This window comes from Luteococcus japonicus (genome assembly GCF_003752415.1).
In the GTDB taxonomy this organism is placed as follows: domain Bacteria; phylum Actinomycetota; class Actinomycetes; order Propionibacteriales; family Propionibacteriaceae; genus Luteococcus; species Luteococcus japonicus.
This window is the reverse complement of record NZ_RKHG01000001.1, coordinates 716,716-730,371: the sequence shown is the minus strand read 5'-3', so window position 1 is coordinate 730,371 and position 13,656 is coordinate 716,716. Positions and strand designations below refer to the sequence as shown.

At 67.5% G+C, this 13,656-nt stretch carries 15 protein-coding genes; 7 read left to right on the top strand and 8 right to left on the bottom strand.

What is annotated here, in order from left to right; all coding sequences use genetic code 11:
• Positions 1–3: 3 nt before the first annotated feature.
• Genes EDD41_RS03530 through EDD41_RS03525 form a run of 3 tightly spaced genes read right to left on the bottom strand, consistent with a single transcriptional unit; the run spans position 4 to position 1,111 of the window.
• Positions 4–318, bottom strand: a complete 315-nt coding sequence (locus EDD41_RS03530; RefSeq protein WP_094763796.1) for a hypothetical protein — start codon at positions 316–318, stop codon at positions 4–6.
• Positions 319–368: 50 nt separating this feature from the next.
• Positions 369–500, bottom strand: coding sequence for a hypothetical protein (locus EDD41_RS17750; protein ID WP_281273083.1), 132 nt, complete (start codon positions 498–500; stop codon positions 369–371).
• Positions 501–511: 11 nt separating this feature from the next.
• Positions 512–1,111: a sigma-70 family RNA polymerase sigma factor gene (locus EDD41_RS03525; protein ID WP_123574978.1), complete on the bottom strand. Its 600-nt coding sequence runs from the start codon at positions 1,109–1,111 to the stop codon at positions 512–514.
• Positions 1,112–1,157: 46 nt separating this feature from the next.
• Between EDD41_RS03525 and EDD41_RS03520 the strand changes: the two genes are divergently transcribed.
• On the top strand, positions 1,158–1,466 hold the full coding sequence (locus tag EDD41_RS03520) for a zf-HC2 domain-containing protein (RefSeq protein ID WP_123574977.1): 309 nt from the start codon (positions 1,158–1,160) through the stop codon (positions 1,464–1,466).
• Between the two features lie 10 nt (positions 1,467–1,476).
• On the opposite strand, the gene EDD41_RS03515 is transcribed toward EDD41_RS03520, so the two are convergent.
• The 5 genes from EDD41_RS03515 to EDD41_RS03495 all read right to left on the bottom strand — a co-directional run bounded on the left by EDD41_RS03515 (position 1,477) and on the right by EDD41_RS03495 (position 7,261).
• Positions 1,477–2,274, bottom strand: a complete 798-nt coding sequence (locus EDD41_RS03515) for a Cof-type HAD-IIB family hydrolase (protein WP_170165228.1) — start codon at positions 2,272–2,274, stop codon at positions 1,477–1,479.
• A gap of 35 nt (positions 2,275–2,309) precedes the next feature.
• Positions 2,310–4,958 carry a valine--tRNA ligase gene (valS, locus tag EDD41_RS03510; RefSeq protein WP_123574975.1) on the bottom strand — a complete coding sequence of 883 codons (2,649 nt, stop codon included), beginning with the start codon at positions 4,956–4,958 and terminating at the stop codon, positions 2,310–2,312.
• A 124-nt stretch (positions 4,959–5,082) separates the two neighbouring features.
• Complete coding sequence (locus EDD41_RS03505) at positions 5,083–5,886, bottom strand: DsbA family protein (RefSeq protein WP_123574974.1); 804 nt, start codon at positions 5,884–5,886, stop codon at positions 5,083–5,085.
• Positions 5,883–6,419, bottom strand: coding sequence for a MauE/DoxX family redox-associated membrane protein (locus tag EDD41_RS03500; RefSeq protein ID WP_245995523.1), 537 nt, complete (start codon positions 6,417–6,419; stop codon positions 5,883–5,885). Before EDD41_RS03500 ends, EDD41_RS03505 begins: the two co-directional genes overlap by 4 nt.
• Before the next feature lie 47 nt (positions 6,420–6,466).
• Positions 6,467–7,261 carry a DsbA family protein gene (locus EDD41_RS03495; RefSeq protein ID WP_123574972.1) on the bottom strand — a complete coding sequence of 265 codons (795 nt, stop codon included), beginning with the start codon at positions 7,259–7,261 and terminating at the stop codon, positions 6,467–6,469.
• A gap of 87 nt (positions 7,262–7,348) precedes the next feature.
• Here EDD41_RS03495 and EDD41_RS03490 point away from each other — a divergent pair, with 87 nt between their 5' ends.
• From EDD41_RS03490 to EDD41_RS03465, 6 genes are all read left to right on the top strand, one after another.
• Positions 7,349–8,764: a bifunctional folylpolyglutamate synthase/dihydrofolate synthase gene (locus EDD41_RS03490; protein ID WP_094763788.1), complete on the top strand. Its 1,416-nt coding sequence runs from the start codon at positions 7,349–7,351 to the stop codon at positions 8,762–8,764.
• The gene (locus EDD41_RS03485; protein WP_211336571.1) at positions 8,758–9,105 is read left to right on the top strand and encodes a DUF4233 domain-containing protein; all 348 of its coding nucleotides are present in this window, start codon (positions 8,758–8,760) and stop codon (positions 9,103–9,105) included. Before EDD41_RS03490 ends, EDD41_RS03485 begins: the two co-directional genes overlap by 7 nt.
• A 152-nt stretch (positions 9,106–9,257) precedes the next feature.
• Positions 9,258–9,674, top strand: a complete 417-nt coding sequence (gene ndk, locus EDD41_RS03480; protein ID WP_094763787.1) for a nucleoside-diphosphate kinase — start codon at positions 9,258–9,260, stop codon at positions 9,672–9,674.
• A 19-nt stretch (positions 9,675–9,693) separates the two neighbouring features.
• Positions 9,694–10,734 carry a CPBP family intramembrane glutamic endopeptidase gene (locus EDD41_RS03475; protein WP_170165227.1) on the top strand — a complete coding sequence of 347 codons (1,041 nt, stop codon included), beginning with the start codon at positions 9,694–9,696 and terminating at the stop codon, positions 10,732–10,734.
• Between the two features lie 93 nt (positions 10,735–10,827).
• Entirely contained in the window at positions 10,828–12,807 is a 1,980-nt protein-coding gene (locus EDD41_RS03470; protein WP_123574971.1) for a TIGR03960 family B12-binding radical SAM protein, read from the top strand.
• A gap of 17 nt (positions 12,808–12,824) precedes the next feature.
• Positions 12,825–13,547: a TIGR03936 family radical SAM-associated protein gene (locus EDD41_RS03465; RefSeq protein ID WP_094763784.1), complete on the top strand. Its 723-nt coding sequence runs from the start codon at positions 12,825–12,827 to the stop codon at positions 13,545–13,547.
• Positions 13,548–13,656 lie beyond the last annotated feature (109 nt).

Below are 13,656 nucleotides of genomic sequence, written 5' to 3'. Positions count from 1 at the left end.
TAATCAGGCCGGTTCCACCGGTAGCCAGCGGCCCCCGGAGCGTCGAAGGATCCATTCCCGCCCCAGCACCGCGACCCGGTCGACGGCTTCGTGGGCCGCGGCGCAGGCCAACGTCGCGAGACTGACCTCTTCGGCATCCGAGCTGTCCGGCACAGTGAAGCGGACGGTGATGCGCGGGCTTCCGGCCACGACGTCCACCTGCTGGTCGTCGACGTGGAAGTTCTCACGGATGGCCTTGACGGCACCGTCGAGGACGGCCTCTGGCCGGTGCCCGGGGCGAAGGCCCATGATCTCGAACTGCACTCTGTAGGACGGCACCCACCAGATTCTAGGCCGAGGGTGCATCCTGCTGTCGTGTCTGGTCAGGATCAGGCCTCCAGGCGTTCTCCGCTCCAGACCACGATGGCGAGCACGAGCACGCTGGTCACCAGCAGCACGAAGGACAGCCCGACGGCCGCACCGAGGTTCTGTTCGAAGCCGATGAAGATTGCCAGCGGCATCGTCTGCGCGCTCAGCCGACGCGTTCGGCGAGCTCGTTGGGAACGGCGTCGCCGCAGGCGGTCACGAGTTCCTCACGCGCCCGGGCGACCCGGGAGCGGATGGTGCCGATCCGCACGCCGCAGACCTCGGCGGCCTGTTCGTAGGTGAAGCCCAGCAGCTGGGTCAGGATGAAGGCCTCGCGACGCTCGGTGCTCAAGGTCTGGAAGACATGCGCGGCTTCCACCAGCACCGTCGCATCGGGGCCGCTGGCGGCGTGTTCGGCCAGCCAGTCGGGGGAGTAGGGGGTCTGTGGCCGGCCCAGGTCACGACGCACCGCATCGGCCACCACCCGACGGGCGATGGTCAACAGCCACGAACGTGCGGTGGAACGCCCCTCGAAGCTGGGCAAGGAATCCATGGCACGAAGGTAGGTGTCCTGCGTGAGGTCGTCGGCGGCCGCGGTGCCGGCCAGATGGGCGACGAAGCGCCACACGTCGGGCTGGGTGAGCCGGATGAACTCGCCGAGTGCGGGGCGGTCCCCGTCACCAGCCAGGAGCGCCAGTTCCGTGACGCGGGCATCAAGCTCGGCCCGCCCCGCGGGACCGACGCGCTTGAGAGGCCGGACAGTCACGTGGGCAGCATATCGGCGCGGGCGCCCGCTGGGTTAGTCTGCTGCCATGAACACGTGCTGGCAGCCGGAACGGTGGCGATCCTCGCTCTCGGCCGTCCTCGACGGGGAGGACCCGGAAATCCCCCTCGAGCAACTCGACGCGCATCTGGCAGGCTGTGCCCCCTGCGACGAGTGGTTCGAGCAGGCAAGTCAGCAGCAGACGCTGCTGCGCAGCGCGGGCGGCCCACTGAGAGACATCACCGCGCACCTGATCGGCGTCACCGAGGCCCACATCTGCAGCTGCCACACCGGGGGTGACTGCGAGTGCACGGACTGCGTGTGCCCGACGTGCACCTGTCACGACCGAGCCAGCTGACCTCAGCGAATCAGAGCCCGAGCAGTTCTTCCATCACCATCATCACGCCGGAATCCTCGCCACTCGGGGCACGGAACTTGGCGGCGTCGATGGCCTGCTGCTGCGCGTCCCCCATGGCATAGCTGGTGCCGGCCGCGGCCAGCATCTCCACGTCATTGCCGGAGTCACCGAAGGCCACGAGGTCCGCGAAGCTGCGCCCCCAGCGCTCCAGCAGGAAGCTGAGTCCCCAGGCCTTGTGCCGGCCGGGGACGATCAGGTCCATGCCCTGGTGCCCCGTGGTCACGGGAACGAGGGCTCCGCCGAGGGTCTGGGACAGCTCCGCGGCGATTCGCTCGGACTGTCCGTCGCGGGTGACCAGCGCGAACTTGCTCACCGGCCCGTCGATCTCGTGCAGGCTGGTGACAGTCTTCAGGTTCTCGTAGGCGCTGTTCATCAGCACCCGCATTCGGTCCGGGACCTCGCCGGCCATCCAGCCGCCCTCGGGGCCGCTGGCCACCGAACGGATCTCCGGGTGGTCGTCGATCAACGAGATGACCGTGGCAACGACCTCGTCGTCCAGCACGGCCGCGTGGACCACCTCATGATGGCGGTCCACCACCGTGGATCCGTTGTCCCCGACGAAGGCCAGCCGGTCCGGCTCGTCGAACATGGTCCGCATGCTCAGGTACTGCCGCCCGCTGGCAATCACGACACGGATGTCGCGCTCCTCGCAGGCGTCCAGCATCCGCGTGAAGCGGGCGTGGTCATAGTCCCGTTGGCTGGTGAACAGGGTGCCGTCCAGATCGATTGCGACGGTGGTGAAGGACACTGGACGGCTCCCTGATGGTGCGGTGGTGATGGTGATCAGGCCTTGGGCTGCTTCAGGGCCGGCTCGCCCAGCTTGACGGCGACGTGCAGGTCCTCGTCGGCCTCGACCCAGAAGACCTCGCCGGTGATCCGGCCGACGGCCCGCAGGTCGCCCTCGGTGTCCTTGAGGCGGTCGAGCACCTCGCCGCGGCCCACCAGCTCGGCCTTGAGCACCTCGGTCTTCATGCTGACCTTGGCGGAGCTCTTCGCGCCACGCAGGGCAATCAGCACGGTGGCCAGGTCGTCCAGCAGCAGGGCATCGCCGCCGGTGGGCAGCTCGTCGGCCTTCGGCCAGCTGACGGTGTGCACCGAGCCGGGCTTGAACCAGCTCCACACCTCCTCGGTGACGAAGGGCAGGAAGGGCGCGAACAGGCGGAGCATCACGTCGAGCGCCAGGCGAAGCGCACCCTGGGCGCTGGCGGCCTCCTCTTCGCCCTGGGCGCCGTAGGCCCGCTCCTTGACGGTCTCCAGGTAGTCGTCGCAGAAGCTCCAGAAGAAGCTCTCGGCGGTCTCCAGGGCCGTGGTGTAGTCGTAGGCCTCGAAGGCCTCGGTGGCCACCACGACAACGCGTGCCAGCGACGAGAGCATGGCGAGGTCGAGCGCGTTCTTCACCACGCGACCGCTCTGGCCCATGGCCTTGGGCTCCTCGGAGCTCATGCCCAGCACGAACTTGGAGGCGTTCAGCACCTTCATCGCCAGACGACGACCCACCTTCATCTGGGTCTCGTCGAAGGGGGAGTCCATGCCCGGACGAGCCATGGCGGCGCGCCAGCGGACGGCGTCGGCGCCGAACTTGTCCAGGATCTCGGTGGGGACCACCACATTGCCCTTGGACTTGCTCATCTTCTTGCGGTCAGGGTCGGTCACGAAGCCACTGATGGTGGCTCGCTTCCACGGCAGCTCACCGTGTTCCAGCTGCGCACGCACCACGCGGCTGAACAGCCAGGTGCGGATGATGTCGTGGGCCTGCGGGGCCATGTCCATCGGGAAGGTCAGGTCGAAGAGCTCCGGGTCCCGCTCCCAGCCGCACACGATCTGCGGGCTCAGCGAGCTGGTGGCCCAGGTGTCCATCACGTCGGGGTCGGCAATGAAGCCACCGGCCACGCCTCGCTGGGACTCCTCGAAGCCGGGCGGGCACTGGCTGGCGGGATCCACCGGCAGGCTCGCGGCATCGGCGACGATGGGCGCGTCGGTCATCGGCTCACCCTCGGCATCCAGCTTGTACCAGACGGGGAAGGGCACGCCGAAGAAGCGCTGGCGGCTGACCAGCCAGTCCCCATTGAGGCCGTTGACCCAGTTGGAGTAGCGGTGCTTCATGTGCTCCGGGGTCCACTCCAGTTGCTCGCCGCGTTCCAGCAGCACCTTCTTCAGGTCCTCGTCGCGGCCGCCATTGGTGATGTACCACTGGCGCGTGGAGACGATCTCCAACGGCTTGTCGCCCTTCTCGTAGAAGTTCGCCATGCGCTGGGTCGGCTTGGGCTCGCCGTCCATGTCACCCGTCTCGGCGAGCTTCTCGACGATGTTCTTGCGTGCCGTGAAGGTGGTCTTGGTGGCCATCTGCTCGGTGTAGAAGTCGGTGTTGACCAGCCATTCGGGGGTCTCGGCCTGCAGGCGGCCGTCGCGGTTGATGATGGTGCGCATCGGCAGCTGCAGCTCGCGCCACCAGATCACGTCGGTCAGGTCACCGAAAGTGCAGCACATGGCGATGCCTGCGCCCTTGTCCTTCTCGGCGGCCGAGTGGGCCAGGACGGGGATCTCGACGCCGAAGATGGGCGAGGTCACGGTCTTGCCGAACAGGTGCTGGTAGCGCTCGTCGTCGGGGTGGGCGATCAGGGCGCAGACCGACGGGAGCAGCTCGGGACGGGTGGTCTCGATCCACACCTTGCCGTCGGTGAAGAGCTCGGCATCGAGCCCGTCGTTGCTCCTCAGGGCGAAGCCGATGCGGTGGTAGGCACCGGGGTAGTCACGGGCCTCCAGTTCGGCCTGGGCGACGGCGGTCTGGAAGGTGACGTCCCACATGGTGGGGGCCTCGGACAGGTAGGCCTCGCCGCGCTCCAGGTTCTTCAGGAAGGCCAGCTGCGCGGTGCGCTGGGACTCGTCGCTGATGGTGGCGTACAGGGTGTCCCAGTCCACCGACAGGCCCAGGGTGCGCCACAGGTCCTCGAAGACCTTCTCGTCCACCTGGGTGAGTTCGTGGCACAGCTCGATGAAGTTCTTGCGGCTGATCGCCACCTGCTTCTTGGGGTCCGGCTTGGCCGGGGGAGTGAAGTCGGGGTCGTAGGCGATCGACGGATCGCAGCGAACGCCGTAGAAGTTCTGCACGCGACGCTCGGTGGGCAGGCCGTTGTCGTCCCAGCCCATCGGGTAGAAGACCTGCTTGCCGGTCATGCGCTGGTAGCGCGCGATGGTATCGGTGTGGGTGTAGCTGAAGACGTGGCCGACGTGCAGCGAACCGGAGACCGTGGGCGGCGGGGTGTCGATGGAGAAGACCTGGTCCCTGCTGTCCGGACGCTGGAAGGCGTAGGTCTTGTCCTGCTGCCACTGCGCGGCCCACTTCTTCTCCAGGCCCTCCAGGACGGGCTTGTCCGGTACCTGGCCCGCGGAGGGGGCTGGTGCGGACGTGGTGCTGGAGGGATCTGTAGTCATGGGCGTGATTCTAGTGAGTGCCACCGACAGTCGGCGAACCGGAATGGTCGGGACATCAAAAGTGTGGATGGTTGCCACCGAGCTCGGTGGCAACCATCCACACTTTTGCGTGGGGGCCGTCAAGTCAGGCGGCGGCCTTCTTGATGGCTGCGAGCAGGCTCTCCTTGGTGGTGCCGATGGACTGCATGTCGAGGTCCTTGCCGTTGACCCGGTACTTCGGGGTGGCATCGACGCCGGCCTGGGCGGCCTTCTCGTTGGTGCCCTTGATGTAGTCCCCGGTGGCCTTGGTGTCGTAGCAGGCCTGGAAGTCGGTCAGCGTCTGACCGGACAGGCCCAGCTTCGTGGGGATGGTCTCGCGCAGCAGGGCGTCGGGGTAGGCGTCAGTCCCCTTGACTTCCTGCTGCGGTTGGTTCGCGAAGACCTCGTCGTGGTAGCTCTTGTAGATGCCGGCCGTGTCCGCGCAGGCTGCGCCGATGGCGGCCTTCGTGGAGGAGTCATTGCCCAGGTTGGTGTCCATGAAGTTCATGGTCCGGTACTCCACCTGGATCTCACCGGACTCGGCCAGCGGGGTGATCAGCGGGCCGAGTTGGGCCTCGGCCTGCTTGCAGACGGGGCACTGGTAGTCCTGGTAGACCTGCAGCACCGGGGCACCATCCTTGGCCTTGTCCGGATTGACGATGATGCCGGACTTGTCGGCATTCGCATGGGGAGGGGTTCCAGCCGCGCTGACGGCGGCGGACTTGGTCTTGTTGTTGTTGACCACGACGGTGGCCACGACGGCGACGATCACCAGGGCGAGCACGGCCGCGGCGATGCCGAGGATCCTCATGGTGCGGGCACGCTTGGCCTCCGCCTCCTGCTGCAGCCGCAGCTGTTCGCGGCGATTGGGTGCCGCGGACGAGCCGGTGGCCTTGTTCTTGTTGCTCATCGGGGGGTGTCCTCTCCGACGAGGGCGTCCTCGTCAGCGTCGATGTCGTCGAATCGGGTGGTGATGGGGCGGAAGAGCCAGTTGTCCACGCTGAACGCGGACTTCGGGCGCCAGACCAACCAGAGGCCGGCCAGCGCGAAGATGGTGTCTCGGATGATCTCGCTCAGGTACTTCGGGTCGTCGGTCTGGCCGCCTTGGCTGAAACAGCCGCAGTCGATGGACAGTCCCCGTGCCCAGGCCTGCGAGATGCCCGCGATGAAGACCAGCATCATCAGGGTGCCGATGGCGGCGGAGACCCGAGTGAAGAGTCCGATGATGATGATCAGGCCCAACGCGATCTCCAGGATGGGCAGGCCGTAACCGATGGCCTTCTCCAGGGAGTAGGGGAGGAAGTCCAGCTGGTAGGCGCGCACCGAGAGCACGCTTCCCTCGAGGTTGCCGATCTTGGTCAGACCCGCGTACAGCAGTGCCCCGCCCAGGACGAGCCGGGCCAACAGCCCGATCCAGTCGCGGGAAGTTGTCTTTTCAATCACAGGGTCATGATATCCGGCTGTTCCAAGGTCCCCCTCGCGGCGCGCACTCATGCGGCCGCCTTGATGGCGGTCAGAAGCTCTTCCTCGGTGGGATTGCGCTGGCCCATCAGGGTCTTGAGATCCAGTTGGTTCTTGAGCTCGCCCTTCTCGTCGGCGGCCCAGTACTGCGGGGTCGAGGTGTCCCGGTCGGCGTCACGGGCGGCGTCCAGCACCTTCTGCACGGCGTCGTGGGTCTGGCGCTGGTCGTAGCAGGTCTGGAAGGCCGTCAGGTCCTTGACCCCGGCGCTGGCGGCGAAGTCCTGGCGGAGCTGTTGGTCGGTGTAACCCGTGCCTTCCTTCTGCGGCTGGTTGGCGAAGACGGTGTCGCGGTACTTCGTGTGCGTGCCATCCACGTCGGCGCAGGCAGCGGCGGTGGCGGCCCGCAGGGAGGCGTCATTATTCAGCCCGGCGTCGAGCATGTCCAGGGTGCGGACCTCCACGCCGATCTCGCCCTTCGCCACCAGGGCGTCGATCTGCGGCCCCATGCCGTCATGGGCCACCTTGCACCAGGGGCACTGGTAGTCCTCGTAGACCACCAGGGTGGGCTTTCCCGTGGGAGTCTTGGCCACGGTGATCCCGCGGCCCTGATTGCTGGCGTGCGGCACCGCCACCTGGCTGCCGACGGCGACGGGTTCGGGCTGGTTGCGGACATTCCACCACCAGGCCAGACCGGCGGCCAGCAGCAGGCCGCACAGGGCCCCCACAAGACCGCCGATCATCCGTCCTCGACGCCGGGAGGCGAGCGCCGCCTGGCGTTGCGCCTCGAGGGCTGCTCGTCGGCTGGCGGGGTTGGGCTTGCCCATGGATTCTCCTCGGCATCTGCGGGCGCACTGTTGTGTGCGCGTGCACAAGCCTGCCACGCCGCACGGTCCGGGTAGGCTGGGGCCACCATGACAAGACCCGCGCAGAATGCGTCCAGCAGGCACTCCCAGATCGTCGACGAGCTGATCGGCCGCTGGCCCGAACACCGCATCGCACCCTCTCTGGGCCGCATCCAGGCCCTGATGGACCTGCTGGGGAGCCCGGAGAAGTGCGCGCCCGTGATCCAGATCGCCGGCACGAATGGCAAGGGCAGTACCGCCATCATGGTCGACGCGTTGCTGCGGGCCAATGGCCTGCGCACCGGGCGATTCTCCTCGCCGCATCTGGTGGACGTCACCGAGCGGATCTGCGTCGACGGCGATCCCATCAGCCATGAGCGTTTCGACGAGCTGTGGGCCGATGTGAAGCCCTATGTGGAGATGGTCGACGCCCAGCAGATCGAGGGCGTCAGCATGACCTTCTTCGAGGTCATCACCGGCCTGGCCTATGCGGCCTTCGCCGACGCTCCCGTCGACGTGATGGTGATCGAGGTGGGCCTGGGTGGTACCTGGGATGCCACCAGCGTCTGCGAGCCGCAGGTCAGCGTCGTCTGCCCGATCGACCTGGACCACACCCACATCCTGGGCGACAACCTGCACGACATCGCCATCGAGAAGGCCGGCATCATCAAGCCGGGCAGCACCGCCGTGATCGCGGCCCAGCAGGAGGATGCCGCCGAGGTTCTCGTCGAGCGGGCCACCGAGGTGGGCGCCAAGTTGGTCCTGGAGGGGCGCGACTTCGCGTTGCTGGAGCGCACTCCCGCCGTGGGCGGCCAGCTGTTGCGCCTGCAGGGCGCCGAGGGGCCCGTCGGCGACGTGCACCTGCCGCTCTTCGGTGAGCACATGGCGCGCAATGCCGCCCTCGCGATGGCTGCCGTGGAGTCCCTGCTGGGTGGGCGTGCGCTGAACCCCGAGGTCGTGATCGACGGCTTCGCCGCGGTGGAGGCGCCGGCGCGGATGGAACTCGTGCGTACTTCGCCGCCCGTCGTGCTGGACACCTGCCACAACCCACACGGTGCCACCGCGACGATGACCGCCATGGCGGAGAACTACGCCTTCAACCCGATGATCGGCGTCGTGGCCATGATGGCCGACAAGGATGTCGACACCGTCCTGCGGATCTTCGGTGAGCAGATGAGCACCCTCATCTGCACCCGGGTCTCGTCCACGGATCGTGGTCTGGGCGTCGACGAGCTGGCGGAGCGTGCCGCGGGGATCATCGGGGCGGACCGGGTGCGCAAGGCGCCCGACGTCGCCACAGCCCTGGAAATCGCCACCCTGCTGGCCGACGAGGAGCCCGGTGCCGGGGTGATGGTCGCCGGTTCGGTGATCCTCGCCGGTGAGGCCCGGGCCATCCTCAAGAGCAAGCCGTCGGACGCCGAGCCGGTGACGGACCGCGCCGCGTTGACCACCCCCTTCGACCTGGATGGAGACAACCAGTGGTGAACATCGCGCTGACCCCGAGCAATCCGATGAACCGGGCAATGGCCTCCTGCCTGATCTGTGAGGTCGTCGTCTTCGGTCTGGCCTTCCCCGGCATGGTGATGGTCTCGAAGACCCCCGTCTGGCTGGCCGCCGCCGGCTGTCTGCTGGCGGTGGCACTGTGCATCCTCGCGTCCGCCAGGCTGCGCACCCCGGCCGGCTACGCCCTGGGCTGGGCTGCGCAGTTGGTGGGCATCGCGCTGGGCTTCCTGACCCCGATGATGTTCGGCGTCGGCCTGATGTTCCTGGTGATCTGGGGTGCCTCCTTCGTGATGGGGCGCCGCCTGGAGGAGCAGAACGCCTGAGCCGGGCCCGGACTCCACGTTGAGGCCTTCGCATGCACATTGAGGTGGTCCCATGCGCCTCAGTGTGCACGCAAGCCCCTCGACGTGCCGGCGGGCTCAGTCCCGTCGCAGGCCGCACACGCCCACAGTCGACAGCTTGTAGGGTCTGACGCATGACGACTGAACGCACCCTGGTACTGCTCAAGCCCGACGCCGTGGCCCGTGGCCTGATCGGCGAGATCATCCGACGCTATGAGGCCAAGGGCCTCACCGTCGCCGCCCTCGAGCTGCGCACTGCCGACGTCGCCATCGCCCAGCAGCACTACGCCGAGCACGTCGGACGGGACTACTACCCGACGCTTGAGGAGTTCATCACCTCCGGACCGCTGGTCGCCGTCGTGCTGGAGGGCGAGCGCGCAATCGAGGCCGTGCGCAGCATCAACGGCACGACGGATTCCGCTGTTGCCGCTCCGGGCACGATCCGGGGTGACCTCAGCCTGTTCAAGAACCGCAACCTGGTGCACGCCTCGGATGCCCCGGAGAGCGCCGCGCGCGAAATCGAGATCTGGTTCCCCCAGCTGGCGGGCTGATCGCGTGACCGAGTTGCCGATGCCCTCCACCCCCATGCCGAAGGTGGAGCTGCCCGTCCAGGACAGTGCGCACCACCAGTTCTGGCGCACACCACTGTGGAGCTGGTGGCGGCCCATGGTTGCGGTGGTCCTGGGTCTGCTGGCCTTCTTCGTCCTCTCGATGATCGCCGGGATGGTCGCCATCGGGCTGGACATGGCCTCGGGTCGCACCACGGTCGAGGACCTGCAGAACATGGACGCGGAGTCCATCAAGGCCACACCCGCGCTCTTCCTGGTGAACAACATCTCGCTGGCCCTGCTGATCCCCCTGGCCATCCTGCTGTCGGTCTGGCTCTTCCGGCAGAAGGGCGGCTGGCTGGTCAGCGTCACGGGCCGGATCCGCTGGGGCTGGATGGGCCGGTGCTTCGCGGTGCTCGGGCCGCTGTGGTTGGTCTACGTCGGTCTCGACACCTGGCTGCGAGCCCGCAGCGGTGAGGGTCTGGGTCTCCACGTGAACTCCGACACCTGGCTCCTGCTCTTCGGGATCCTGCTCACCACGCCCTTCCAGGCGGCGGGGGAGGAGTACGGCTTCCGGGCCGTCCTGATGAGGTCGGCAGCCAGCTTCTTCCGGCACCGCTGGCTCGGTTTCGCCGTGGGTGCCATCTTCAGCTCGGTGTTGTTCATGTTCGCCCACGGGGCCGGCGACATGTGGCTCAACATCTTCTACTTCTGCTTCGGCCTGATCGCCTGCGGCATGACGCTGCGCACCGGCGGCATCGAGGCGGCGATCGCCATGCATGTGGTGAACAACGTGCTCAGCGAGCTCACCATGCCGTTCACCGACATCTCCGGCATCTTCAACCGGGAGGCAGGCACCGCGGACGCCACGGTCCTGGTCGGGGTGCTGGTGCCGCTGATCGGATGGGCCCTGGTCGAGTGGCAGGCGCGCAAGTCCGACGTGGTCGCGTCGGCAGCACCGGGGCTGGCAAGGCAGCAGGAGCTCGACGAGCAACTGGCCACCTGGCAGCAGCAGATGATCACCTGGCAGCGGGCCCAGGCCGGCCCTGGTTCCACGCTGTAGCCAACTGTGCTGGTGGGCGGGTGGTGTACCGAGAACGGTGCGCCGCCCGCTCGCTTCGTTCTGGGGTGACTGCTCAACTACCCTTGGACCATCATGACGACAGATCTCACCGCCACGTCCACCGCCCCCGAGAGCCTCTTCGGCCGTCTCGAGCCGCTGCTTGCCCAGGTGAGCAAGCCCATCCAGTACGTCGGTGGGGAGCACAACAGCGTCGTCAAGCAGTGGGACGACGTCGAGGTGCGCTGGGCCCTGATGTACCCCGATGCCTACGAGGTTGGCCAGCCCAACCAGGGCGTCGCGATCCTCTACGAGATCCTCAACGAGCGTGACTGGATCCTGGCCGAGCGCAGCTACGCGGTCTGGCCGGACCTGGAGAAGCTGATGCGTGCCCAGGGCCTGCCCCAGTTCACCCTCGACGCGCACCGTCCGGTCGGCGCCTTCGACGTGCTCGGCCTGAGTTTCTCCACCGAGCTCACCTACACCAACATGCTCAACTCCCTGGACCTGGCCGGCATCCCTGTCCACAGCGCGGATCGTCGCGAGCAGGACCCGATCGTACTGGCCGGCGGCCACGCCGCCTTCAACCCGGAACCGATCGCCGACTTCATCGACGCCGCCGTGCTGGGCGACGGCGAGGAGGCCACGCTGCTGATCAGCGAGATCATCCGGGAGTGGAAGGCCCAGGACCGCCCCGGTGGACGGGACGGCCTGCTGCAGCGTCTGGCCGAGACCGGCGAGGTCTACATCCCGCGCTTCTACGACGTCAGCTACTTGCCCGACGGGCGCATCCAGCGCGTGGCGCCCAACCGCCCCGGGATTCCCTTCCAGGTGCGCAAGCACACCCTGATGGACCTTGACCAGTGGCCCTATCCGGCCAAGCCCCTGGTGCCCCTGGCGGAGACCGTCCACGAGCGTTACTCGGTGGAGATCTTCCGCGGCTGCACTCGTGGTTGCCGCTTCTGCCAGGCGGGCATGATCACCCGTCCGGTGCGGGAGCGCAGCATCGAGACCATTGGCCAGATGGTGGCCGGCGGCCTGGAGGCCACGGGTCTGGAGGAGGTGGGCCTGCTCAGCCTGAGTTCTGCCGACCACTCCGAGATCGCGGAGGTCACCAAGCAGCTGGCCGACCGGTACGAGGGCACCAATGTCTCGCTCTCGCTGCCGTCCACCCGCGTCGACGCCTTCAACATCGACCTGGCCAATGAGCTCTCCCGCAACGGCCGCCGGTCCGGCCTCACCTTCGCCCCCGAGGGCGGCAGCGAGCGGATGCGCAAGGTGATCAACAAGATGGTCAGCGAGGACGACCTGATCAACACCGTCGCCACCGCCTTCGGCAATGGCTGGCGCCAGGTGAAGCTGTACTTCATGTGCGGCCTGCCCACCGAGACCGACGAGGATGTGCTGGGCATCTACCACATGGCCAAGCGCGTGATCGAGACCGGCCGTCAGGTCGCCGGCACCCGCGACATCCGCTGCACCATCTCGATCGGCGGCTTCGTGCCGAAGAGCCACACCCCCTTCCAATGGGCGGCCCAGGCCTCGCCCGAGACCATCGACCACCGCCTGCAACTGCTGCGGGACACGGTGCGGGCGGACCGCCAGTTCGGCAAGGCCATCGGCATGCGTTACCACGACGGCAAGCCGGGCCAGATCGAGGGCCTGCTGAGCCGTGGTGACCGTCGCGTCGGCCGGATCATCGAGGCCGTGTGGCGTGACGGCGGGCACTTCGACGGGTGGAGCGAACACTTCAGCTACGACCGCTGGCTCGCCTGCAGCGAATCCGCCCTGGCCGATGAGCCCGTGGACCTGGCCTGGTACACCACCCGCGAGCGTGACTACGACGAGGTCCTGCCGTGGGACCACCTGGACTCGGGGCTGGACCGGGACTGGTTGTGGGAGGACTGGCAGGACGCGATCGACGGCAGCGACGTGGAGGACTGCCGCTGGACGCCCTGCTACGACTGTGGTGTCTGCCCGCAGATGGACACCACCATCCAGATCGGCCCCACGGGAGCGACCCTGATCCCACTCGAGGTCGTCAAGCGCGACCTGTCCGCCGAGACCTCGAACTGACAAGGTAGGAATCCCGCATGGCTCGTCAGCAACCCGAACAGCAGGCCCCGCCGGCCCAGTGGCTCCGCGTCCAGTACGCCAAACGCGGCCCTGCCCGTTTCACGAGCACCCGTGACTTCGGGCGCGCCTTCGAGCGCGCCCTGCGTCGGGCCCAGATCCCGATGGCCTACTCATCAGGATTCAATCCGCATCCACGGATCTCCTACGCGAACGCCTCCCCAACCTCTGCCGCCACCGAGGCGGAGTACCTGGAGATCGGGCTCAGCGAGGTGTGCGACCCACAGAAGGTGTGCACCGCGCTGGACGAGGCGCTGCCGCCCGGCCTCGAGGTGGTGAACGTGGTGGTCTCGGACCGTCGTGCCTTGTCCGAAGTGCTGACCGCGTCGCTGTGGCGGATCGAGCTGGACTCCGCGGGGGAGGGTGACATCGACGAAGGCGCCCTCGGCAGGGCGGTCTCCGGACTGCTGGCCGAGCAGGAGTTCACGATCAGCCGGATGACCAAGTCCGGCATGCGGCACTTCGATGTGCGTGAACCGATCCTGGAGCTGAGCGTGGTGGAGGCCACCACGCTGGAACTGTTCATCCGTCACACGACGCCGCTGGTGCGTCCGGACGACGTGGTGAATGCGCTCCGACAGCTCGAACCGGTGCTGTCCGTGAGCCGGCCGGCGATGCTCACCCGGCGTGCCCAGGGCGAGCTGGTCGACGGTGGGCTGCGCGACGCGATGGTGCCCGCCTGAACAGTTGCCTGGCGCGTCGTGGTGGGCATCGAGTCGTCGATCCTGTGACATGTGCCATACTGGCAGGCAGGTAAGCAAGCCTTTGCGGGCCTGCTCACTCGGAATGGCG

Coding starts and splice junctions, on each gene's coding strand:
- EDD41_RS03490 (WP_094763788.1), top strand. CDS start 7,349: ATGACAAGACCCGCGCAGAATGCGTCCAGCAGGCACTCCCAGATCGTC.
- EDD41_RS03505 (WP_123574974.1), bottom strand. CDS start 5,886: ATGAGCAACAAGAACAAGGCCACCGGCTCGTCCGCGGCACCCAATCGC.
- ndk (WP_094763787.1), top strand. CDS start 9,258: ATGACGACTGAACGCACCCTGGTACTGCTCAAGCCCGACGCCGTGGCC.
- valS (WP_123574975.1), bottom strand. CDS start 4,958: ATGACTACAGATCCCTCCAGCACCACGTCCGCACCAGCCCCCTCCGCG.
- EDD41_RS17750 (WP_281273083.1), bottom strand. CDS start 500: ATGCCGCTGGCAATCTTCATCGGCTTCGAACAGAACCTCGGTGCGGCC.
- EDD41_RS03465 (WP_094763784.1), top strand. CDS start 12,825: ATGGCTCGTCAGCAACCCGAACAGCAGGCCCCGCCGGCCCAGTGGCTC.
- EDD41_RS03470 (WP_123574971.1), top strand. CDS start 10,828: ATGACGACAGATCTCACCGCCACGTCCACCGCCCCCGAGAGCCTCTTC.
- EDD41_RS03475 (WP_170165227.1), top strand. CDS start 9,694: ATGCCCTCCACCCCCATGCCGAAGGTGGAGCTGCCCGTCCAGGACAGT.
- EDD41_RS03520 (WP_123574977.1), top strand. CDS start 1,158: ATGAACACGTGCTGGCAGCCGGAACGGTGGCGATCCTCGCTCTCGGCC.
- EDD41_RS03495 (WP_123574972.1), bottom strand. CDS start 7,261: ATGGGCAAGCCCAACCCCGCCAGCCGACGAGCAGCCCTCGAGGCGCAA.